Source organism: Arthrobacter sp. efr-133-TYG-104 (assembly GCF_030208915.1).
Taxonomy (GTDB): domain Bacteria; phylum Actinomycetota; class Actinomycetes; order Actinomycetales; family Micrococcaceae; genus Arthrobacter.
On record NZ_JARVTA010000013.1, the window covers coordinates 91210 to 114348 of the forward strand.

Annotated in this window: 20 protein-coding genes; 10 read left to right on the forward strand and 10 right to left on the reverse strand. The window is 60.7% G+C overall.

Features of this window, described 5'->3' with window-relative positions:
- Positions 1-2: 2 nt before the first annotated feature.
- The 4 genes from pglZ to QRN04_RS11130 all read left to right on the forward strand — a co-directional run bounded on the left by pglZ (position 3) and on the right by QRN04_RS11130 (position 6010).
- The gene (gene pglZ, locus QRN04_RS11115) at positions 3-2495 is read left to right on the forward strand and encodes a BREX-1 system phosphatase PglZ type A (RefSeq protein WP_284976088.1); all 2493 of its coding nucleotides are present in this window, start codon (positions 3-5) and stop codon (positions 2493-2495) included.
- 9 nt (positions 2496-2504) lie between these two features.
- The gene (gene brxL, locus QRN04_RS11120; RefSeq protein WP_284976089.1) at positions 2505-4637 is read left to right on the forward strand and encodes a BREX system Lon protease-like protein BrxL; all 2133 of its coding nucleotides are present in this window, start codon (positions 2505-2507) and stop codon (positions 4635-4637) included.
- 603 nt (positions 4638-5240) lie between these two features.
- Complete coding sequence (locus QRN04_RS11125) at positions 5241-5432, forward strand: hypothetical protein (protein ID WP_284976090.1); 192 nt, start codon at positions 5241-5243, stop codon at positions 5430-5432.
- Positions 5429-6010: a hypothetical protein gene (locus tag QRN04_RS11130; RefSeq protein WP_284976091.1), complete on the forward strand. Its 582-nt coding sequence runs from the start codon at positions 5429-5431 to the stop codon at positions 6008-6010. Before QRN04_RS11125 ends, QRN04_RS11130 begins: the two co-directional genes overlap by 4 nt.
- Before the next feature lie 233 nt (positions 6011-6243).
- Here the strand turns inward: QRN04_RS11130 and QRN04_RS18215 are convergent, their stop codons facing one another.
- Positions 6244-6483 carry a TY-Chap2 family putative peptide chaperone gene (locus QRN04_RS18215; RefSeq protein WP_502868787.1) on the reverse strand — a complete coding sequence of 80 codons (240 nt, stop codon included), beginning with the start codon at positions 6481-6483 and terminating at the stop codon, positions 6244-6246.
- A 379-nt stretch (positions 6484-6862) separates the two neighbouring features.
- On the opposite strand from QRN04_RS18215, the gene QRN04_RS11135 reads away from it, so the two are divergent.
- Positions 6863-7918, forward strand: a complete 1056-nt coding sequence (locus QRN04_RS11135; RefSeq protein ID WP_284976092.1) for a hypothetical protein — start codon at positions 6863-6865, stop codon at positions 7916-7918.
- Positions 7919-9164: 1246 nt separating this feature from the next.
- Here QRN04_RS11135 and QRN04_RS11140 read toward each other — a convergent pair.
- Positions 9165-10073, reverse strand: coding sequence for a DUF2971 domain-containing protein (locus QRN04_RS11140; RefSeq protein WP_284976093.1), 909 nt, complete (start codon positions 10071-10073; stop codon positions 9165-9167).
- A 365-nt stretch (positions 10074-10438) separates the two neighbouring features.
- Between QRN04_RS11140 and QRN04_RS11145 the strand changes: the two genes are divergently transcribed.
- Together QRN04_RS11145 and QRN04_RS11150 are read left to right on the forward strand one after the other, a co-directional pair.
- Positions 10439-10744 (forward strand): hypothetical protein, encoded by a 306-nt coding sequence (locus tag QRN04_RS11145; protein ID WP_284976094.1) that lies wholly within the window; start codon positions 10439-10441, stop codon positions 10742-10744.
- Positions 10745-10826: 82 nt separating this feature from the next.
- The gene (locus tag QRN04_RS11150) at positions 10827-11312 is read left to right on the forward strand and encodes an AAA family ATPase (RefSeq protein WP_284976095.1); all 486 of its coding nucleotides are present in this window, start codon (positions 10827-10829) and stop codon (positions 11310-11312) included.
- Positions 11313-11371: 59 nt separating this feature from the next.
- Here the strand turns inward: QRN04_RS11150 and QRN04_RS11155 are convergent, their stop codons facing one another.
- From QRN04_RS11155 to glnA, 6 genes are all read right to left on the reverse strand, one after another.
- Positions 11372-12049, reverse strand: a complete 678-nt coding sequence (locus tag QRN04_RS11155; protein WP_284976096.1) for a hypothetical protein — start codon at positions 12047-12049, stop codon at positions 11372-11374.
- A 10-nt stretch (positions 12050-12059) separates the two neighbouring features.
- A complete protein-coding gene (locus QRN04_RS18155) occupies positions 12060-12767 on the reverse strand; it encodes an 8-oxoguanine DNA glycosylase OGG fold protein (RefSeq protein WP_350224933.1) in 708 nt (235 codons plus the stop codon).
- Positions 12768-12819: 52 nt separating this feature from the next.
- Positions 12820-13044: a hypothetical protein gene (locus QRN04_RS11160; protein ID WP_284976097.1), complete on the reverse strand. Its 225-nt coding sequence runs from the start codon at positions 13042-13044 to the stop codon at positions 12820-12822.
- A 1340-nt stretch (positions 13045-14384) separates the two neighbouring features.
- Positions 14385-14984, reverse strand: coding sequence for a GNAT family N-acetyltransferase (locus tag QRN04_RS11165; protein ID WP_284976098.1), 600 nt, complete (start codon positions 14982-14984; stop codon positions 14385-14387).
- 34 nt (positions 14985-15018) lie between these two features.
- A complete protein-coding gene (locus tag QRN04_RS11170) occupies positions 15019-18030 on the reverse strand; it encodes a bifunctional [glutamine synthetase] adenylyltransferase/[glutamine synthetase]-adenylyl-L-tyrosine phosphorylase (protein WP_284976099.1) in 3012 nt (1003 codons plus the stop codon).
- Positions 18031-18039: 9 nt separating this feature from the next.
- The gene (glnA, locus tag QRN04_RS11175) at positions 18040-19380 is read right to left on the reverse strand and encodes a type I glutamate--ammonia ligase (RefSeq protein WP_284976100.1); all 1341 of its coding nucleotides are present in this window, start codon (positions 19378-19380) and stop codon (positions 18040-18042) included.
- 189 nt (positions 19381-19569) lie between these two features.
- Here glnA and panB point away from each other — a divergent pair, with 189 nt between their 5' ends.
- Entirely contained in the window at positions 19570-20475 is a 906-nt protein-coding gene (gene panB, locus QRN04_RS11180; RefSeq protein ID WP_284976101.1) for a 3-methyl-2-oxobutanoate hydroxymethyltransferase, read from the forward strand.
- A 28-nt stretch (positions 20476-20503) separates the two neighbouring features.
- Here panB and QRN04_RS11185 read toward each other — a convergent pair whose 3' ends face one another.
- Positions 20504-20668: an SPOR domain-containing protein gene (locus tag QRN04_RS11185; RefSeq protein ID WP_284976102.1), complete on the reverse strand. Its 165-nt coding sequence runs from the start codon at positions 20666-20668 to the stop codon at positions 20504-20506.
- Between the two features lie 106 nt (positions 20669-20774).
- Between QRN04_RS11185 and map the strand changes: the two genes are divergently transcribed.
- Positions 20775-21653 carry a type I methionyl aminopeptidase gene (map, locus tag QRN04_RS11190; protein ID WP_284976103.1) on the forward strand — a complete coding sequence of 293 codons (879 nt, stop codon included), beginning with the start codon at positions 20775-20777 and terminating at the stop codon, positions 21651-21653.
- Between the two features lie 68 nt (positions 21654-21721).
- Positions 21722-22525, forward strand: a complete 804-nt coding sequence (ppgK, locus tag QRN04_RS11195) for a polyphosphate--glucose phosphotransferase (RefSeq protein ID WP_502868790.1) — start codon at positions 21722-21724, stop codon at positions 22523-22525.
- A 52-nt stretch (positions 22526-22577) separates the two neighbouring features.
- Here ppgK and nrdR read toward each other — a convergent pair whose 3' ends face one another.
- Positions 22578-23081: a transcriptional regulator NrdR gene (gene nrdR / locus QRN04_RS11200; protein WP_284976105.1), complete on the reverse strand. Its 504-nt coding sequence runs from the start codon at positions 23079-23081 to the stop codon at positions 22578-22580.
- Positions 23082-23139: the final 58 nt, after the last annotated feature.

Here is a 23139-nt window from a genome sequence, read left to right on the forward strand (position 1 = left end):
GCATGGGGTCTTCGATCTCAGACCACCTTGCGGCGCGCTTCGAGCAGCACCGCCTGGTGGTTTGGCACGATCCTGAAAGCAGTTACGCTACGGACGTCAAAGCTCAGGCGCCGAACGGGGTGGAGGTGCTACTTGTCCAGAACGATGAGTTTCGGGTTAAGCACCGAGTGCTGCGCGAAGAGCCCACCAAGAAGTTTCTGATCTATCGCAGCGGTCGTATTGCTGAGGGAGCGGGAAACTGGCTGCTCGATCTCGAACTCGCCTACGGCGTCTTCACGGCAGATCGGGGTGCTCTCATGCGGGCAGACCTCCGCCTCAGCGCGCCCGGATCCGATGAACTGATTGCTAGGCATGAGACGTTCTTTCGCGACGCGAAGTTGGTTTCGAAGCTTACGGCCTTGTTGCGCGCCGACGATGATCTCGCCAAGGTCCAAGCGAAAATGTGCGCGGTCGTGCTCGGGCAGAAGGAGCATAGCTTCTCGGAGCTGATTCGGACGCTGCTGGTGCAGCACGCCGAGGGCAACAGCGCCGGTTACGAGGCTCTCGTCGAACACGGGCTTGCAGACTTCCATTGGTCCGGGGCCTCGAAAATCTACGGCTATGACTCCCAGACGCCGAGCGTGGCCGGGTTCGTGTTGTGGATGTTCAAGCAAGCCCGGAGCGGGTTTGGAGCCACGGCATCGAACGTGGCGCGCAATATTGAGATCGACTTCCGTAGCTTCCGCAACGACCGCCAGAGCTTCGTCGCGCTGAAGAAGCTCGCGCGTCAGGCCGAAACTGATTTGGACTACGTCGAGCAGGCTACCGACGCATCGCTTGCTGAACTCGTGGCCACAGACATCTTCGACGCGGGTGAGAAGGCGATTATCAGGCGTTTGATCGCTGGCATTGCCTCCCAGACTATTCCGCTGCGCGACATAGCCGACACCATCCGCACCCGCCGCCGTGACAGCATCTGGTTTGACGACTACGCCAAGCTATACGTGGCGCTCAGCGCGGCGGCCGAGCTGATCCCGGCGATCCGTTCTGCCCGGTTAGAATTGTCGAGCTTCGATGATGGCTTTAGCCGTTACCGCGACGATCTCTTCCGCATCGACCAGCTCTACCGGCAGTACACGCTCGCGTCGCAAACCGCCGAATTCAAGCAGCCGTTGGAAGCGCTGAACGACCAGGTGGAGAATGCGTACGTCACCGATTTCCTCTCCAAGCTCGGGATCAGCTGGCAACAGCAGGTGGACCAAGTCGAGACGTGGAAGACGTTCGCCGTTACTTCGCAGAGCTCTTTCTACGATCACTACATCGCCCCGCAGGTGCGAGGTGGACGAAAGAAGGCAGTCGTCGTAATTTCGGACGCGCTGCGCTACGAGGTTGCCGACGAGCTGACTTCCAAGATCCGTAGAGAGAATAAATTTGACGCCAAGATAGAAGCCATTCTCGGGGTCTTACCCAGCTACACCCAGTTAGGAATGGCGTCGCTGCTCCCGCACAAAAAACTCGCGCACTCCGAAAACGGCGACCCAGTGCTCGTCGACGGTCAGCCCTCCAACGGCACGGCGAACCGCTCAAAGATTCTTAGCTCCGTGGGTGGCACGGCAATCCAGGCCACCGAACTCCTGAAGATGAAGCCCGCGGAACGGCGCGATCTCTACGCCGCGCACCAGGTGCTGTACGTCTATCACGACACCATCGACGCAACCGGCGACAAGGCGGTGTCCGAGCACCGGACGTTCAAGGCCGCTGCTGATGCGATCGATGACCTCGTCGACATCGTCAAGAAACTTGCGAACGCGAACGCGACGAACATCTTCGTCACCGCCGATCACGGCTTCCTGTATCAGGAGTCGAAGCTGGCCGCACAGTTCAACCTGACCGTGAAGCCGCAGGGCGACAAGGTCGTGGTTGCGAATCGCCGCTACGTTCTTGGCCGAGGTTTGAAGGAAGACGACGCGTTCCGGCGGTTCCTGCCCGAGCAGCTCGGGCTGGCGAGTGATCTGGAAGTTCAAATCCCGAATTCGATCTGCCGGATCGTTAAGCCTGGCGCCGGGTCCCAGTTCGTTCACGGGGGTGCGTCGTTGCAGGAGATCGTGGTGCCGGTCATCTCGATCAACAAGGGACGCTCCGACACCGTCGGGCCTGTGAACGTCGACATCCACCCGGAGTCCGACAAGATCACGACGGGTCAGATCGTGGTGAAGCTCTTCCAGCAGAACGCTGTCACCGATCAGCGCACCGCGAGGAAGCTGCGTGCAGCTCTCTACTTCGGTGATCAGCTGATTTCCAACGAGCCCGAGTTGCTCTTCGATGTCGAGAGCGCCGAGGGGCGTGATCGGTTCCAGACTGTCCGTCTGCTGCTGAGCAAGGACGCGGATGAGGCTAACAACCACAGTGTTGAGTTCCGGCTTTCCGAGCCTATTGGTGAAACCGGGGAGTGGAAGAAGTACAAGAGCGTGCCCTACACGCTCAAGCGCTCCTTCACCACGGACTTCGACTTCTAAGGAGCGCTCTTGAGCGAGAATATCGACCTAACCCAGGTAGCGCCCGCCGAGGAAACCGACGAGACGGAGCCCGCTGAGGGTGGCGAGCCGACCAAGTTGGATCGCAAGATCAACGAACACTTCGCAGGGGCCGTGGTCCGGAAAGACCTAGTCAAGGCGGTCAAGGGCAATGCGATCGTGCCCTCATACGTACTGGAGTATCTGCTCGGCCAGTACGCGGCGTCCGACGACGAGGCCACGATCCAGGCGGGCATCGACAAGGTACGTGACATTCTCGCTCAGCATTACGTGCACCGTAACGAGTCGGAGCTGGTGAAGTCGAAGATTAAAGAGCGCGGGCGTTACCGGATCATCGACAAGGTCAGCGTCTCTCTCAACGAAAAGGACGACGTCTACCACGCTTCGTTCGCGAACCTTGGGATCAGCAGCGTGATCGTGGATTCCGCTACCGTCAACGCCCACCAGAAGCTGCTTGTTGGAGGCGTGTGGTGCCTATGCGACGTCGAGTACTTCCACACCGAAGACAACCGTGTGTCGCCCTGGATTCTTGGGTCCCTCAAACCGATTCAGATGTCGAACTTCGATTACGACGGGTATCTCGATGCACGTGCAAAGTTCACCACCGACGAGTGGATCGACCTGCTGATCCAGTCGATCGGATTTGCCCCCGACAAGTTCGGTCGCCGCGGCAAACTGCTGCAGTTGGTGCGCCTGATCCCGTTCGTGGAGCGCAACTACAACCTCGTAGAGCTGGGCCCCAAAGGAACCGGCAAGTCGCACATCTACTCGGAGTTCTCACCGCACGGCATGCTCATCTCGGGTGGAGAGGTGACCGTGCCAAAGCTGTTCGTGAACAACGCAAACGGTCGCCTCGGCCTCGTAGGGTACTGGGACGTTGTCGCTTTCGATGAGTTTGCGGGCAAGAAGAAGCGTACGGAGAAGGCGCTGGTCGACATCATGAAGAACTACATGGCGAACAAGTCGTTCTCCCGCGGTGTGGAGACGCTGGGCGCCGAGGCATCGATGGTTTTCGTCGGCAATACCTCGCACACCGTGCCGTACATGCTCAAGCACTCCGACCTGTTTGACGAGCTGCCCGAGAGCTATCATGACCCTGCATACCTCGACCGGCTGCACTTCTACATCCCCGGATGGGAAGTCGACACGATCCGGAGCGAGATGTTCTCGACCGGATACGGGTTCGTCGTTGACTACATCGCCGAGGTCCTGAGGTCGATGCGCAATCTCGACTACTCCGACCGCTACCTCAAGCAGTTCACACTCGGATCCGACATCTCGACGCGTGATCGCGACGCCATCCACAAGACCTTCTCTGGGCTGATGAAGCTGCTCTACCCGCATGACCAGGCGACCACCGAAGAGGTCGAAGAGGTACTGCGCTTCGCAATCGAAGGGCGCAAGCGCGTCAAGGACCAGATCGTCCGGATCGACGCCACCATGATGGCAGTGAGCTTCGGCTATGACTCACTCGGCGGTGGCTGGTCAACGGTAACGACGCTTGAGGAAGACGAATACCCGACGCACTACCATCGACGCCACTCGACCAGGCCAGCTGATGGGACATCAGCCGAGACTTATACCTCCGCACCGGCACCGGTTCCCGCACCCGCGGCCGGCTCAGTACAGGCCGAACTATTCCGAGGACAACGGGATTTCCTGGACAACCAGCGGGGTGTCTCCTACGAGACACTGCTCATGCCGTACTTGCGAGACGCAACAGAGATCGAGCTGCATGACCCGTACATCCGTATGGGACACCAAGGCCGCAACCTCGTCGAGCTGCTCGCGCTCATCGCCACGGCAAAGGACCCGGCAGACGAGGTCACCGTCAACCTCTTCACAGTGCTCGACCAGGACCCCGAGCATCACACGAAGCAACTCCACATGCTCAACGACATCGTTCAGGGAGCCGCTCAGCAAGGCATCAAGGTCAATGTGGCGAAGGATCCCGGCGGCCACGACCGCTGGATCCGAACCAATACCGGTTGGCGAATCAACCTCGGCCGCGGCCTCGACATCTTCCAGAAGTCCGACGGAGGCTGGTTCGACTTCGGCAGCAGTCGCCAGGAGTTCCGCCAGGTCCGCGCCTTCGGAGTCACCTACCTTCGCGAGGATAATTGAGGGGTCATGACTGATGCGCGTATCACCGACGTTCGTCACCGCACCAGCACGCTCGAACGGCTGGAGCCATTCGCTCCCTCACATCGTGAACGCGATCGAAGTCTTGCGCTCCGCCCGGTGGGACCATCGCATTCATCCAGCGGTCTATCGGCGCCGTCGGTGGGACCACTACGCGTGGGGGTTCTCCACCGACACCTTCGCCGCAACAAGACGGCGCCTACGGTTCACCCTTCCTGTCCCTGCCTGTCGTTGCCTGTCCTGGCCTGTCCTGTCCTGGCCTGTGCAGTCCGGAGGACGGTCCGCCGGAGTGTCCAGCGGACTGTCCAGGGGACTGCGACATCGGTTCAATTGGTTGTTCAAGCTACGCCCAAACCGAGCCAAGTAGCGCTGTGAAAACGCCGCCATCTATCGCTGAAAGTCACACTGGAAGGCCGAAATGCCCGTGGATTCTGAAGCATCGTTTGAACCTCTGCGCCGACCGGCTCGACCCTTACCCGGGAACCGACGCGCCCGCCCCGCCTACATCCTCAAATGCCATGAGCCCCCTTTGACCCTCGCGCGCCATACCGAACGAAACCACATGCAGAGGCGCACCATTGATTCATGAGTACAACACAGCTGGGCAAGAACATCGTTAAACGTCTTCTGAGCGTCGGTCGCATCAAGGCAATCCACCCTTCCACCACATCACACGCAGAAGCAACAAGGCATGACGGCGTCACCCGCCGAATCGCTGGCATGATCCGTTGGGCTCAACCCCGGACGGCTGACGGGCGCACAGGAGGCCCCCAATGAGTGTATTTCAGGAATTTCCGAAGCCCTCTACGCGCGCGGGAAATCCCGGCCGCCGTTCATCCCTGACGCTGGAGCGGATCGGGAAGCTAAGCGACCTACTCGCGGGAGGCAACTTTATCATCTCGGCATGCAGGTACTCAGGGATCTCTGAGAGCACTTTCCACACCTGGCGACTCCGCGGGGAGACCGAAATCGACCGGGTGGGCTCCCTGCCCGGCGTGGACGTAACAGACCTCCTTCTTCGAGGCGCGGATGACCCCACCGACCCGCTGTCCGCAGCGCATTTGTGGCAGAACCGACCGGCAAAGTTCAAAGCCAGCGAATGGCCGTTCGTTGTCTTCGCCATCGTGATGGAACGGTCGCGTGCGGCCGGTGAGATCCGGTCCGTGCATGCGATCCAGCAGGCAGCGGCGGCCGGAGACTGGAGAGCCGCGGCCTGGTTCCTAGAACACACGGCACCGCAGAGGTTCCGAAATCGGCAACAGATCACGGTGGAAGAGTCTCCCCTTGCAGCCCAGCACATCGTCACCGTTGACGAGCTCAACGACGTGCTCGGCAGGCTGGGCGTGTCCGAATGAGCAGGAGAAGCCGCAGCTGGCCCTGTCCCCGGTGCAATAGGACGAGGGCCGCCCGGCAGTGCGGCTTGACTTTTGACGCGGGTGTTTCGGTGAGTGGACCCCAGGGGCTGGATGAGGTCCAGAGCGGCTGTCCGGACAGGCATGGCCCGGCAGGTTGCGGGTGGCCGGCGCTTTTGTGCACATGCGACCGCGTGCGGTCCCGGCCCATCGGGCGGCTGTTCAATGCCCGTCAGCTACGGAAGGACGGGCCCGAAAACCTCTCCAATCAAGGGAGTCATTCTACGAGAGTGCGCTTTGTAGCGCTCAAGCAGATTGATGGGTCCTTGTGGAAGGCGGGCTATCCCGTCCGGGCGCAGCAATGCCACACACTCTGAATCGCGGGTCAAATGCCAAACCCCAGTAGCATCAGGATCCGCTGTGACGAAGTCCCAAGTGGCTTTGTCGCCTACGGTGACGGCCATGATGTGAGCCATGTGTTGAGGGTAGGCCCGTGTATTTTCCTGACGGGCCAGATCATGGCACTGCCGATCGTTTACGCCGGGTGGAAATAACGGCGCTTCCGCTCCTCGCTCAGATCGGCCTTTGCCTCAACCAGCTCCCTCGGGTTTCCCACCTGACAGAGCGACGTCACATAGCGCTACATTCACAGGACACTGGTTCGCGATTCGAGCCGTTCTCGAAATCCTTCGTTTTGAGAATGTGGTCGACCAGGAACGAACGGAATGTCCCGCGCTGGGGAACATGCGAGGCGTGACACCTTTGCTGGATGCTGCCAAGGCGACCGTGCTCGGCCCCGATGCGTTGCCCGTAAGAATGGATGTCCCAACTAGCTACGTGCTATACCCTCGGCATATGGACCAACAGACCATCCTCGAACCTCCCAGCAAATTCAGGGAAACCCTCGACTTGCTTGGCGTCTATTCGAGAACCAGCAGGTTCGACATCATGGGGATGGAACGCGGCCTCGTCAGCGTCGGAGGCGGCAGACCGCACAAAGCCTGCTTCGTCATCTACGACAACGCCTACGGGTTCCACTTCGGCTTCAGGCCATTCGAAGCCGGACTCAAATACAAGCCCCACCACATGGATTTCATGATCCCCATCGACGAAGTAACAGCCCTGCACATCGGCGGAGCCACCCAGGAATCAGCCCCGCTCTACGCAGCCAGCCCACGCCTCCACCTGCAAACCGGCCGGACATTCCTGCAAGTGACCGCCCGTGGCCGCAAAGCGGTTCAGTTCGCTCCACAAGACACGAAAACGATGCCACAGACGGCCATCATGGCTTCCAAGATCCTCGCCGGACGCCGAACGGTCCACTCAGCAAGAGTGCGGGGGGAAGCCCCCACACCCCTCCCCCAGCAACCCAGGCCGATCGCCGTCGAGCCCATCCGACGCGCTCCGGAGGATGAGCCCATCGGGCACCGCCCGGAACAGGTCATGCCTGCAGCCATGCGCTACTTCCCCACGGCTGACACCTACGACGTGGGCTGGGGAAGCTACGTCCTGCCGTGCCAGCAATACAAAATGGACGAGCAAGTCATCCTGCCCGGCTACCTGGTTATCGAGCAGGACAACTACGGATTCTTCGAACCTGACGACATTGAGGCCGTGATCACTCAAGGCAGAGCGCCACTTGTCGGGAAAATCAGCGACCTCACCGATTGCTACATCATCGCGCCCAAAAATGTCACCTTCGCCACCCCCGAGGCAGTGGACTTCACCAACCTCGATTCAGCCAGGGACATTATGCTCACCCTCTCCGACTACTACTCAACTTACGACTTCGTTGTCGACTACAACGACGGACTGAACCCTGAGGTGAAAGCTACAATCGTGGCGCTTCTCGGAACCGTCGTGGAGCGCTTGGCTGAAAACATGGAGCCAGCAGAGGACGTAGACAACTAGTCCCAAATCAGGGACGCCGAGGCCCAAAACGAGGGAGTAACGCCCAAGAAAGCTCATATCGCCCCGAGCCGCGGAGGCCGCCCGAAAGGGGACAGATCGCCTATTCATCACGCGGTGGATATCGCAACTGGCTCGTCGATCGACCCCAAGAAGTAAAATCCAGACAAACCCCTCTGCTCGAGAATCAGGATGACCCATTGAAGGCCCATAGAGCCTTCCCGGAATGCTCAGCTGACACAGAGCCGTACGCATATGAGCCGCGAATGAGGTTCTATGCTGCTGGCGGTGAACAAGGGCAGATATCCGCTGAGCTGCCCTCGCATGCCAACTTCGGCCTCTATGGTGTCCGGCTGGGAACGAATTTCGGCTGGAAGTACGAAGGTCGTAGATGGTTCGCTCCTAGTACCCGGCACTGCTCGCGGCGGCCTCGGTGTATGCCAGAGCTTCAATTGAACGGCCGGGTGCAGACGACTTCTGATATCCGTGCAGCCGACTTCTGAAACTCACATACATTGTCCGAGTTTCTTCGCCATAGGCGATTCTCTCGCAACTATGTCTCGAAACCTTCTGGTTGAATCGCTGTATCCGGCGCGCCCCCGCCCGGTGCGCGAAGGCTCGCGTCGTAATGACCGGTCCCTCGGAGTGCATCACGCTCGACCCTTCACCAAGGCGTCGCTTCCGAAACCCCATGCCGGCGTACGTTACGCCCATTTTGGGGATCGTCAGCCAAGGAGAGTCGTCACGCTTTCATGAAGAGGAGCGAGGGGTTCGCCACTTACATGGTTTCGCTGGGACATGGTGTCGGTTGTCAGACCCGCGCGCCCGGCGTCGCGTCCGGCAGCGCGCATGGACCCCGTTGATTTCGGTTTACTGAGCCTATTGACACCAAAACTGTCAAGGACCAGAGTGCTGTCGTAGGTATTCCATAGGTCTGGGGCTTTCCGCCTGTGATCGTCTGGCCGTTTTACAGGTGTCGGGTATAAGAAGAATCCGCACTGCCTAGCAGGGCGGGCAGTAGTTTGGAGTTCCCCTAATCACCGCAGAATCTCTCCCTACCCCCGAAGCCAGGTGAGTGACCTCTTCCGAAGTGCGAACCGAAAAAACCACTCCCATCCGCCGGCCAAAGCCGTCGGTGGTAATGACCTGTGGCGACGGATGCTGCAATCTGAGGAACTTGCTTGCGGATGGAGGGCCGTTGGCGCCTGAACGGGGGCTTCGGGCCGGAGGACGGCCCGTTAGAGGATCCCTATCTGTATGGCGATTCGGTGCGGTCGATTCCGTAAAGCCATCCGAACTCGCGAGGAACCAAGGTTCTTATTGCTTCTTCCATCCCCCCGGGGTCGAGATTGGGTCCAATGACCGGGCGAAAGCCTTGGCGGTCATAACCCTTGACCGGGATTGACGGATGCTGAGCTGTCAGAAGCGAGAATGACTGAAATTGCTTTATCCCGGAGGCGCTTGGCACATGAATAAATTCAGAATTGATGCCTTCTCCAACCAACGGGGAGATCAGACGCCACTCCCGTTCGGCGGCGAAGGACGGATGTTTCAGGAGCGGCGCGAACCGTTCGAGGTCTGCGATGAAGTCGCGGACAAGATGGCTGCTTATTCCTTGTCGTGGGGCCTCCAACGGACGTCGTTTGTTCCATGAACCCAAGTGATACTTGACGATCTGTCCGGTTATTTCTCGGTGCGTCGGCCTGTCATAGACGCACGGGACCAAAATGAATCCTTGGTCGGCGGCGACATTCACGAGATGGTCTGTTGAAAATCCCAACGCCACCCCGCCGCTTCGAGGACAGTATGCCCTCCACTGCTCTAACGAATCCCTTTCTGACGTGAGGGAGACAGTGTAGGCGCGCGAACCCTCGAACCGGAGTCGCCAGGGGTGCGAAAGGTGCTCAAGAGCGTACTGAACCATGCCCTCTCCAAAAGATCGATTTGGAAACTCAAGGCTGGAAAGTATCTCCAGAGCGTACTCACGCGCCAGTATCTGCTCCGTCGCATCATTCATGTCTGCGGGTCTTCCGGCCCATAGCGTGCGGGAACTCAGGATCCCGATGACTCCAGCTGGACCTGTGTAGTGATAAAGATGAACCGGTTTCGGCCTGTTGAGGAGTTCCCCCAAGGGCCCCGAATTGGTCAGCAATTTCACCAAACGATCATTGCACGATTGGATCTATTGACGGGTGGCCTGACAAAGACCTTGGTCTAGATGAACGGTCGGGGCCAGCCGCCACCCGATACCCAATGGTGCCCGGTAGCGGATCCCTCACCGGACACTCTTCTCCGGGCTCCCACTCGAGGCTCAGGCCATCGCAAGTTCCAACGCAGCGGCTCCGACTAAGCTGCCGTCATGGAACATTCGCGGGTCGCCCTCCCCGAGCCGAGCTATCTCGCCCGTATAGGTGAGATCGCGTACACGATTTCCTCGGTGGAGTGGACGATCGTCGGTGATCTCCATCGACTCGTGGCCGATCTGCCTGACACTCTCTCTCGCTCGATCAACTAGAGCCGGAGATGACGTCAGGGATTGCGACCAAGATCAAGGCGGCGACCACCGATATGACAGGCGGACCAACGAAGGAGTACCTGGTTGCTGTGTACCGCGCGCTCTACGCGGCCGCAGCAATTAGAAACGACGTCCTTCATGCCCGCCCAGCTACACACCCAAGCGACTCTCAACGCTTGATGCGCGCAGAGACAACGAATAGACAGACCACCGGCGTGCGCTTCTGGAACGACGATGAGTGGTTCGACGAAGCCATCGTCAAGCTGAACGACCTGCTGACTGCTCTCAATGACCGCCGGCCACCCCTCAGCTGACTCCAACGAGCATGCCGAAATCTTCTCACAGACCATTCCATTAGCCGATCCCCTTTCAGGGCCCCTCTGTTACGTTCGAACCATGCTCATCGTCGTGCGTGGTAACTCCGGTTCAGGTAAGAGCACCATTGCCGCAGCGCTGCAACAAGCGCTGGGCTGGCCGACCACAATCCTCAGCCAAGATCATTTCCGGCGAATCGTGTACCCGGAGCGCGAACAGGAGAGCCTCGCCCACGCAGACCTTCTCGAAGCCGCGGCAGCTCACTGCCTTCGCGCCGGGCATCACGTCATCCTCGAAGGCATATTCAATGCTCAGCGGTATTCAGCGATGCTCGAAGGCATCGCCGCGCAAAGCAATGACGCGAGGTTCTATGCCTTCGACCTTACATTCGACGAAACGGTCCGAAGGCACGATATGCGACCACAAGCGACTGATTTCACCGCGGACGAGATGCAGGCCTGGTACCACGGTTGGCAGCCGTTGTCCTTCGTGGAAGAAGAGCGCATCAATGCATCGGAAGCGCCGAGCCGAATCGTGGCTCGCATCCTCGGCGCGGGCGCACGATAGCCGATCGACGACATAAGGGCCACCGCTCATCCTGGATAGGTCCTGAGGCACAACGGCATTTAGCGCCGTGAAATCTTCTCGAAGTGATCTGCGGTCCAGTGGCCCTCGTAGAAGCCCCGATCGTTGCGCCGGTGCATACGCGTGTCAATCAGGGGTGAGGCGAGGATCGATTTACACAGCGGTGTCAGCGCGTCCACCACGATCGTGCCGAGGTGGGCGAGGACCTCGATCTGCCCAGTCGAATGCCCGAGGAGCGCGGGAGCCATCCCGGTCAGAACGTAGTCGACCTTCTCCTTGGGCGCCCCGAAGTGAACGCCTCCCTCCACGTTTGCGTAGTACTTCACCACCTCGAGGACGGTCAGTGGCCGCCCTTGAACCTGGCCCACCCTCGCACCGATGAACTGCCTCAGCTTGGGCAGCGCCGGGTGCTCGGGCCCGCCGACAAGCTCCGGTCCGCCAAGCCGGAAGAGATAGGACAGATCCGCGTCGTCGCGACCGTCGTAAGGAGCGCTCCACTGCCTGATGCGGAAATCTGTCGGAACATCTGGGCGAGCGGCTCGAACAGTGTTGAGGAGGGGACGGGCGTCGATGAGGAGCTTGCGCAGAAGCGGCGCGATCCCGAGCATCTCGTAACGGCTCCGCGTGCCCGGATCCTGGCTTCGTCGTCGCACATCAGCAACAGTCTCGACGAAGAGCCATTCGGCCAGCATCGTCTCAGGGCCTACCTTCGCTGCCATCGGATCTGATTCACCGGCGGTGACGCCTGAAGAGAGTTAGCTCTATCTCGTCCGGTCGGACTCGTCGTGCCGTCTCGAGCCGTTCGGTTGCTTCGTCCGCCCAACGGTCAAGCAGCCGGCTGTACCGTTCGTATGTCTCTGGCCACCAACCTGCCGTTGGCGCTTGTGGCCATGCGTCCGGGCGCAGATTCTTCGCAACTACCTGATCCAGGATTACGTGTCGTGGTCGCGCAGCACTGCCTTGTGCGAAATACAGAAATTTAGTTGAGAACGCCGGCCCCAACCAAGGGATTCGTCCAGCCCCTCGATTGCTGGTGAGCGTGCCATATGCCTCGCGGGTGGGCGCTCCATCCCTAACCAAGGTCCATGCTTCCAGGAGAAGCTGGCCCCCCTTTTCTTCCTGGGCAACCAAGCTGTCCAGCCGCTGGTGGAGCCGTGGCGCACGGGTGCCCAAACCCCAAGCCAGAGAATAATACAGCAATTGGAAGGCGTTCTCGGCTGTCCGTTCCTGATCTCCAAGGTCGAACACTTCCTTGCGGGTCACCGAAATATGCCGCTCCCCGCTGCCGAGTTTCCCCTCCGCTGGCTGTAAGTGACGAGCAGCAAGGGCGCACTGCCACCGCTCACTATCCACTGACACCGCATGGCTCATTACAGCAGCAGCCCCGGGAAGATTCGCGAAAACGTCATCGGGCAAGGGTGCATTTTCGTTGATCATGGGAAGACTCTACGTGGGCTGGCTGACATTGACAGGGATGCGGCTCTCATCGTTACCGCCAGCCGAAGCGGCGGCTGCCAGGGGTGACGCAACCCCTGGCAGCATGGATGCCCTCGTTGTCGTCCTCGAACTCTCCTCCGCAGTCCGTGCACTCAAAGCGGAATCCGTTAGGGCTGACGCTGTACCGGGGGTTTGCTCGGAGCTGTTCCATTCGTTCGGCATGGGCCTTCTTGGCGGCCAAGCGATAAGGCAGTTCCTCGCTACCCGATGCGGTCATCCAGTATGGTTTGCGTGGGCCGATGAACCTCCAATCGCTCTCTTGGACCTGGACGGGGCAGCCGTGACGGCCGTGGCTTTTCTGAAGAGTCGCGTGGTTGAGTGGGCGACGTCCGGTGCAGCACATCGCGGGCCCCAACGGAGGCAACGCTTGCTTCTGCGATAAGCGTCCACTTCTCTGGAGGTAGCGCGGACACACACCGGCTCTGAACGACCTGCTTGCATTCGGGGCACACGAATGTCCGTCGCATAGGCTGGCCCCCAAAGACCGACCACCAGCCGTTGTCGGCGCAGATCCGCCACGCGGTCCGCCCAGACATCTGACCGACGGCATGTTCAGGCTGCTGAACGGTCTGGGGGTGCCCAAGACCCTTATCTGGGACAACGAGGCCGGCATCGGTCGGCGTCCCAATAATCCGTAAAGACCCGGATTCAGGTGAGACCCTGAAGGAGACGTACGGAAGCCGGTTCCGCCGCCCAGAACAGATCAGCCGAATGTCCAGGCTCAGTGTGACCAGCACCGACACAGTGGCCGCGACTTTCATTGATCCGAACACCTTCTCAGTCCGCAGAATGTCCGCAAAAGGTCCAAAAAGGACCGGATGTGGCCAACTCTCAGCAACATGCGACACCCCAGAATCTAGCGGGTCACGACGCCACTCAACCGCTGCCAATAAGCAGCGTCGAGTTCGAGCTCTACTACGGCGTCTAGCAGCCACGTATGTCGAAAAGGCCAGGCACGGTTCAACGAATCGTGACTGGCCTTTTTGCGTTCGCCTGATCCACCGCGTCGTCGGCAGCACAATCCTTGCAAAACAGGGCTTCGGTTTCTTCACCGCAGCACTGACAGCGGTGGATCAATGCGGCGGATTCAATCACATAGGCTGTCATACCTCCATGGTGCCCGCGCCGACTTTCCGGGACACCAGTAGTGTGTACTCGTATTTTCCTCGTCCCACTCCGGGCACTACGTGTATGCGGCGAACCGGCGTGTGGATGGATAGCCCACCAGGCCGCCGTCGTTATCCGGCCCTGCAGCGGAATCGTGGTCGGCAAAAGTAGCAAAGCATCGCCGGCAGGCGAAGGATCCGGGTTGTCCGTGCCGGGATGCCCAATGCGGCCCCGCCTGCTCGCACCGGAAGCAGCAGGCATTCGAGAATGCCGCACCGTCCGAGTCGCGCATGACCGTCACGAGGTCAGCTTAGAGGACCCTGACCCCGACCAACAAGAGGGTCAAAGCCCCTTCCGGTGCAGGGCACCCGGCAGGAAGGCTACTGCTTCCCGTACTTCTTGTGCACGGCCTGTTTGCTGACGCCGAGGCAGAGCTAGTTGAAAGTGACGTCAACCTGCGTTGACGCCCGACGCGCGGAAGGGAGCGTACATCGTCCGTTGCGGTCCAGCATTACCGCCAAGGTATTGGCCCCGGTCAATGAAACCGGCGTTGCGGTAGGCAGACAACGCCGCCGGATTGGCTTCGTTGACAGAGAGCACGACGCCGGCCTGCCCGCCTTGCAACCTGTCCGTCACCTTGCGCGCTTCGGCAACCGCAGCGACGGCTGCCCGGGAGCCCAAACGCTTTCCCTGACTCGCATAGTCAATGAGGAAACCCCGCAGCAACCAGGCCGAATCGTCATCGGCCCAACCCGCCATCCGCGCTGCACCAAACTGTAGCGTCAGGACGCCAACAGTTTTGCCCTCAGCCTCAATGACATAAGGCAGCCGTGACGCCTCATGCAGGCCCACGAGCATCATCCGCAACGGGTCACCAACAAAAGCTCGTTGGTGAAGCCCCACACCCATCTCGGCCACCGCACCCAGGTGAATCGCCCGGGAGTCGTCGTCGAGCAGTTTTAGCGGGATCAACCACACATCACCCCATGGCGGACCAGCGTCAGCAATGCACAGCGGGTCTTGTTGGCGTTCCGGTCCATGGTCAGTCATGATGGTCTTCCTGTGTGGTCAACGGCTACAGCGTTTAGTACCCGTAGAACAGTCTCTCGAAGACACTGCGTGCGCGGCGGCTCACCCGCAAGTAGTCCTCCTCGAACTGACCCGCATTCCCGGGAGCGTAGCCGCACCACCTGGCTGCGGCTTCCAGGTCCCTTCGGGAGGAAGGCAGCAGGTCCGAGGCCCGCCCGGTGTCGATCACATTTGCCGAACGGATCCGGCTGGCCAACTGCCAGGCCTCCTCCAGGAGCGCCGCGTCGTCGTCGCCCACCAAACCAAGCTTGACCGCTGCGGCGAGCGCTTCCATGGTGGAAGTGGTCCGCAGGTCAGGATGCCTCCCCGCGTGCTGAAGCTGCAACAGCTGCACCAGCCACTCCACGTCACTGAGCCCTCCACGGCCAAGCTTCACGTGCCTGGCCGGATCTGCACCCCTTGGGAGGCGCTCCGACTCCACGCGGGCCTTGATCCTGCGAATTTCCCGCACGTCAGTTTCGGCCAACTCTGCCGGGTACCGGATGGGATCTATCAACTTCACAAAGTCCGCAGCAAATTCGTCGGAACCAGCCATCGGACGGGCTCGCAGCAGTGCCTGCGCCTCCCAGGTCAGTGACCACCGGCGATAGTACTCCGCATAGGAGTCCAAGGAGCGGACCATGGCCCCGTTCTTGCCCTCCGGCCGGAGGTCTGCGTCGAGGACCAGAACCCGCTCGGCCAGGATTGCAGGCTTCAGCGGCTGGGTGAGGAAACTGGAAATCCGGCCAACCACCGCAGAGGCCTGCTCCTGCGCTTCCGCGTCGGTGAACCCCGGCCGTGCACGGTGGACGTAGATAACGTCTGCATCAGATCCGTAGCCGATTTCCCGCCCGCCCTGGCGTCCCATGGCGACGACGAGAACATCCGTCTTCAACGGCCCCGAACCCGCCACTGCCGACTCCGCAACGTGCAAGGCGCCGAGGACTGCAGCACGGTCGGTTTCAGCCAAGGCATGGCCCACTGCGTCTTGATCGAGCAAACCTGCACTGTCCGCGATGGCGGTCCTGAGGATTTCCCGCCTTCGGATGAGTCGGACCAACCGCATGGCACTTTCCGGATCCGGATGCCTGGAGAGTTTGGACTTGATCTCGTGCCACTGCGCCTCGAAGGGAACCGGTACAAGTTCCTTGTCGTTACCGAGCCAGGCAACCGATTCCGGAGATACCTCCAACAGGTCCGATATGAGCCGGGAATTGGCCAGTACCTGGCACAGGCGTTCGGCTGCAGCCTGGGAATCACGGAGCATGCCAAGGTACCAGTGGGTGGTTCCCAACGCCTCGCTGACGCGGCGGAAAGCGAGGAGCCCGGCGTCGGGATCCACTCCTTCGGCCAGCCAGCCGAGCAGTATGGGCAGGAGCTGGCGCTGCAAGGCAGCCCGTCTGCTGACGCCCGCCGTCAAAGCCTCAATGTGCCGGAGCGCCCCCTGCGGATCGAGGTAACCAAGGGCAGCCAAGCGGCCTTGCGCAGCCTCGGGGGTGAGCTTGGCATCTTCACTGCTGAGCTTGGCGGCTGTGTTGAGCAAAGGACGATAGAAAATCCGGTCGTGGAGTTCACGCACGGACCTCTTGGTCTTTTGCCAGGTTCCCATCAACTGATCGGGGTGTGGACGCTCCAGCGAGAACGGGCCCAGCACAGCCTTGGCAAGGAACCGCTGGGCATCTTCGGCCACAGGCATCAGGTGTGTCCGCCTGAGCTGGAACAGCTGGATGCGGTGCTCCAGTAATCTCAGGTAACGGTATGCGTCGTCGAAAGCTGCGGCGTCCGCCCGTCCGATGTAACCACCGGCGGACAACGCAGCAATGGCGGAGGTGGTGTCCCGGCACCGGAGCGACTCGTCTGATTTGCCGTGCACCAACTGCAGTAGTTGGACTGTGAATTCGACGTCGCGCAGGCCGCCGCGGCCCAGCTTGATCTGGCGCTGCTCCTCGGCCGGCGGAATGTGGTCCGTGACCCGTCGCCGCATGGCTTGAACGGACTCAACGAACCCTTCCCGACCCGCCGATGCCCAGACAAGCGGAGCCACCGCTTCCTCGTAGCGGCTTCCGAGCTCCCGGTCACCGGCAATGGTGCGGGCCTTGAGTAAAGCCTGGAACTCCCAGCTTTGGGCCCACCGGGCGTAATAGCTCAGATGCGAGGGCAGTGTGCGAACCAAGGGCCCCGACTTACCTTCGGGACGGAGGTTCGCGTCGACTTCCCACAGCCCCGGTTCTGGCGCCGGTGAAGAAATCGCGCGGGATAACCCCGAGGCCAAGGCGGTACCGATCGTGGCAGCGCGGGCGTCATCCAATGTTCCGGATTCGATAACGTAAATGACGTCGACGTCGGAAATGTAGTTCAGCTCGCGGGCGCCGCACTTGCCCATGCCGATCACAGCGAGTCCGACGTCGGCGATCTCACCGACGTCGTACTGTTCTGCCGCCTCGGCACGGGATACGGCGAGGGCCGCCTCGATCGCAGCTCCTGCGAGGTCCGCCAGTTCCGCGCCAACGGCTGGCATGAAGTCCTGGGGAGAAGCCGCGCACAGGTCCTTGATGGCAAGTTCCGTCAGCCCCCGCCTGTAGGCAGTGCGCAATGCGGCATAAGCAGGCTGGCCTGTTATGCCGGCGACGGGCCGCTGCGAACCGGGCTCCGCTTTGACCGAACGGAGGGCCGTTGCACGGAGCTCAGCACCTTTGGCGCTCATCGGTTCAGGGCTCACCCGGACATTGAAAACGTCCAGATGCTCGGGGTGCCGTATGAGGAACTCCCCCAAAGCTTCGGACGCACCCAAAAGACGGTACAGCGGCTCACTGGTGTCCAGATCGGCTGCCGCCAGCTTCTTCAGGCCGGGGCTTTTCTCGATCAGCCTGACCAACGACTGCAGGGCCGTATCCGGGCTGGCAGCTACGGAGAGCCCGGCAAAGAGTGCATCTTGGTCAATCCCCTCCAGTTCGGGGGCAGCAAGGAACCGTTCGCCCTTGTCAAGATCGCTGAATCCGGCCGAAATGAGCCGACGTGCAAGGCTCACTGGCCCTGCCTAGAGGATGCCGAGGTTGCGCTGCAACTCGTACGGGGTGACCTGCAAGCGGTAATCCTGCCACTCCGCACGCTTGTTGCGCAGGAAGTGCTCAAAGACCTGCTCGCCGAGGATTTCGGCCACCAGTTCCGATTCCTCCATGGCCCGGATGGCGTCATGGAGGCTTGCCGGCAAGGGAGCGTGTCCCATCGCCTTGCGTTCGGCCGTGGTCAGCGACCACACATCATCTTCCGCTGCAGCCGGGAGGTCGTAGCCTTCCTCGATGCCTTTCAATCCGGCACCCAAAAGCACGGCGTACGCCAAGTATGGATTGGTGGCGGAGTCGATGCCCCGGTATTCGATGCGCGCGGACTGGCCCTTCCCCGGCTTGTACAGCGGAACCCGCACCAGAGCGGAGCGGTTGTTGTGTCCCCAGCTCAGGTAGCTTGGTGCTTCGCCGCCACCCCAGAGCCGCTTATACGAGTTCACGAACTGGTTGGTGACGGCCGTGAATTCCGGGGCGTGCTTGAGGATTCCGGCAATGAACTGGCGGGCGGTCTTGGAGAGCTGGAACTCGGCACCGGCTTCGAAGAACGCGTTGGTGTCCCCCTCGAACAACGAGAAGTGCGTGTGCATGCCTGAACCTGGGTGGTCCGTGAACGGCTTGGGCATGAACGTGGCGTAGGTGCCTTGCTGCAAGGCAACTTCCTTGATAACAGTGCGGAACGTCATGATGTTGTCCGCGGTCTGGAGGGCATCGGCATAGCGGAGGTCGATTTCGTTTTGGCCGGGCCCGCCTTCGTGATGGCTGAACTCCACGGAAATACCCACCGATTCCAGCATGGTCACGGCAGTACGGCGGAAGTCTTGGGCCACCCCACCTGGCACGTGGTCAAAGTAGCCGCCCTCGTCCACGGGCACCGGCGCACCGTTCGGACCCAGGTCCTGGGACTTCAACAGGTAGAACTCGATCTCGGGATGCGTGTAGCAGGTGAATCCCATATCAGCTGCTTTGGCGAGCGCCCTCTTGAGCACGTTGCGGGGATCAGCGGCCGACGGCTCGCCGTCGGGCGTCAGGATGTCGCAGAACATCCGTGAGGTCTGTTCGGTTTCGCCCCGCCAAGGAAGTATCTGGAATGTGGACGGGTCGGGCTGGGCAAGCATGTCCGATTCGAAGACCCTGGCGAGCCCTTCGATGGCCGACCCATCAAAACCAAGGCCCTCTTCGAAAGCGCCCTCAACTTCCGCCGGCGCCAAGGCTACCGATTTAAGGGAACCCACGACGTCGGTGAACCACAAGCGTACGAAGCGCACGTCACGCTCTTCGATCGTCCGCAGAACGAACTCTTGCTGGCGGTCCATGGGGCCTCATTTCCAATTCATTGTCCATGCCTCTGGTTCCAGTGATTGGAGCCAGGACAGCTCAGCCTTCACTCTACTAAGAGTTCAGTGCCAATGTGGTGCTGGCGGCTTCGCGTAACACAGCGTTTACATACGGAGACGGCGTCCCCGCTGGTGGCAGGCACCGCACGCACGGCATAGGCTCTATCCATGGCCCCGAGCAACTTTCCAGAATCCAGCACGCCCAGCGAAGTATCCGCACCCTACGGTTCGGGCCCAGCCGCTACAAGCAGCAGTTCGACGGCGGGTAGCGCGAAGCCTGCCGGACGGGTCCGGATCCACCACCTGCAGCAGGCCAAGGACAACGGTGCCCGTTTTGCCATGCTGACGGCGTACGAGCAGTACACTGCCGAGATCTTCGACCAAGCCGGCATTGAAGTCCTCTTAGTGGGCGACTCAGCCTCGAATAACGTCTTCGGCAATGAGACCAGCCTTCCCGTCACGGTGGACGAGCTCCTTCCGCTGTGCAGGGCCGTGAGCCGCTCGGCCAAGAGGGCGCTGATTGTTGCGGATCTCCCATTCGGCAGCTATGAAGTTTCCGCCGAACAGGCCGTGGCTACCGGCGTCCGGTTCCTCAAGGAAGGCCTTGCCCACGCCGTTAAGATCGAGGGCACCGCTTACTACGCGGATACTGTCACTGCTATGGTGCAGGCCGGGATCCCCGTCATGGCGCACATCGGATTCACGCCCCAAAGTGAGCATTCCCTCGGGGGTTACCGCGTCCAAGGACGTGGCGATGACGCCCAGCGACTGATTGACGACGCGATCGCGTTGCAGGACGCCGGGGCGTTCAGTGTCCTCATGGAGATGGTCCCGGCAGACACTGCCGCTGCCGTCGACGCTGCGTTGCGGGTGCCGACCGTTGGCATTGGCGCGGGCAAAAGCACCACGGGCCAAGTGTTGGTGTGGCAGGACATGGCCGGTCTCCGCGGCGGCAAAATGGCTAAATTCGTCAAGCAATACGCGGACTTGCGGTCAACGCTGAGCGACGCCGCGGCGGCCTATGGGGAAGATGTCCGGTCCGGCCAGTTCCCCGGGCCCGAGCACTCGTTCTAGTCCTCGTCTTGGCTAGTCCTCGTCTTGGCTAGTCTTCGTCCTGCGCGTCCCACGCATCATTGCGGGCCTTAACCTTTTCCAGGGCGTGTTCGGCTTCCTCCCTGGTTTTGTAGGGGCCGATGAGCTGAGACCAGTCGGACATGGCGTCCTCTTCGATCTCGTGGGTGTTGACGTTGTACCAGTACTCCGGCACTTTTCCTCCTCCATCAGTAGTTGGTGCACGCGTAACGTTCGGCGGACCTGTGGAAGCCCCGCCGGGCATTGTTACTTACGTCTCTTGGGCCTTATATGATCAATCTATGCCTTCTCCAGCTTCCACTGCACCTACCGGCACGCTCACCCCTGGAACCATCAGCCCCGAGCGAGCTGTTCCGGCGTCGATCGCCAGGCCCGAATACGTTGGCAAGAAGGCGCCCAGCAAGTTCACCGGTTCCGAGGTCAAGTCCGCCGAGACCATTGAGAAGATCCGGATTGCCAGCAAAATAGCCGCACAGGCGATCGTCGAAGTTGGCAAGTACATTGTCCCCGGCGTCACCACTGACCGCTTGGACGAGGTTGGCCATGAGTTCCTCCTCGATCACAAGGCCTACCCATCCACGCTGGGCTACCGGGGCTTTCCGAAGTCGATTTGCTCGTCCCTGAACGAAGTCATCTGCCATGGAATCCCGGACTCAACGGTGATTCAAGACGGCGACATCGTGAACATCGATATCACGGCCTTCATCGGCGGGGTGCATGGGGACACCAACTACACCTTCCTTGTTGGCGATGTGGATGAAGAATCCCGTCTGTTGGTTGAGCGTACGCAGGAGTCGCTCAACCGGGCCATCAAGGCCGTGGCTCCGGGCCGCGAGATCAACGTAATCGGCCGAGCCATCCAGTCGTACGCCAAACGCTTCGGCTACGGCGTGGTCCGGGATTTCACTGGCCACGGTGTAGGTGAAGCCTTCCACACAGGCCTCATCATCCCGCATTACGACGCCGCACCGGCGTACAACACAGTGATCGAAACGGGCATGGTTTTCACCATCGAACCCATGCTCACCCTCGGCAGCATCGAATGGGACATGTGGTCTGATGACTGGACAGTGGTTACCAAGGACCGCAAACGTACGGCCCAATTCGAACACACGCTGCTGGTCACGGAAACCGGCGCGGAAATCTTAACCCTTCCCTGAGTTACCGAAACGAGTCTGCAGCCCAGGGGCTGCCGCCGCCCATCCCTCCTGCCATGATCGGAAATGCATTGTCCAAAAAGGATGAGAAAAACCACAAGCACGCCCCGCTGATCGGTATCGACATCGGCGGCACCGGAATCAAGGGCGGCATCGTCGACCTGAAAAAGGGCAAGCTGATCGGTGACCGGTTCCGGGTTCCGACGCCTCAACCGGCGACGCCGGAGGCCGTTGCGGAGGTCGTGGCCGAGATAGTCGCCGAGCTCTCGAGCCGACCCGACGCACCCGACGCCTCATCACCCGTAGGAGTCACCTTTCCCGGCATCATCCAACATGGTGTGGTTCACTCAGCGGCTAACGTGGACAAGTCCTGGCTTGAAGCGGACATCGACAAAGCGTTCACCAAGCGGCTTGGCCGCCCTGTAGAAGTGATTAACGACGCCGACGCCGCCGGGCTGGCCGAGGCCCGCTATGGCGCCGGCGAAGGCGTTAACGGCACGGTCCTGGTGATCACGCTGGGCACCGGCATTGGATCGGCCTTCATCTTCAATGGCCATCTGGTTCCCAACGCCGAGCTTGGCCACCTCGAAGTGGACGGTGTCGACGCCGAAACCAAGGCATCCGCCGTCGCCCGGGAGCGGGATGGGCTGACCTGGGACCAGTACGGAGTTCTTCTGAACCGGTACCTCCAGCACGTCGAGTTCCTGTTCTCCCCTGAGCTTTTCATCATTGGAGGCGGCATCTCCAAGCGCTCCGATGAGTACTTCCCGCACTTGGATCTGCGGACCAAGATCGTCACTGCAGAGTTGAAAAACGATGCCGGCATCGTGGGTGCAGCGCTCGAGGTGGCCCTGCATCACAAGCTCGCCAAGTAGGCTTCGGATACTTCTCCGGCGGCTGCGGATTCGTGTCCGCGGCCGCCCGGAGCTAAAGCTGGCTTTTCTCAGTACCTTTTGCTTCTGAGTTCACCGCTTTGGCATGGTCTTGGGCCTCGTGCCGCAACAAGGAGATCGCCGACTCAAAGTCCTCCAAGGACTCAAATGCCTGGTAGACGCTGGCGAACCGGAGGTAGGCGACTTCATCGAGCTTCCGGAGCGGGCCCAGGATGGCCAGGCCTACTTCGTGCGCGTCGATTTCGGCTGCACCCGATGAGCGGATGTTTTCTTCGACCTCTTGGGCCAGCATGGCCAGATCGTCTTCGGTGACGGGACGCCCTTGGCACGCCTTCCGGACGCCACTGATGACCTTGATCCTGCTGAAGGGCTCGCCAACACCGGAGCGTTTGATAACGGACAGACTGGTGGTCTCCACCGTAGTGAACCGACGTCCGCATTCAGGGCATTGCCGCCGACGTCGAATGGAAGTACCGTCGTCCGCCATACGGCTGTCCACGACGCGGGAGTCGGGGTTCCGGCAGAACGGGCAATACATGCTGGGCCTCCCCCACAGTTCCGGACGTCTGTGGGCAGGGCGCCGCGAGCGTGCCGGA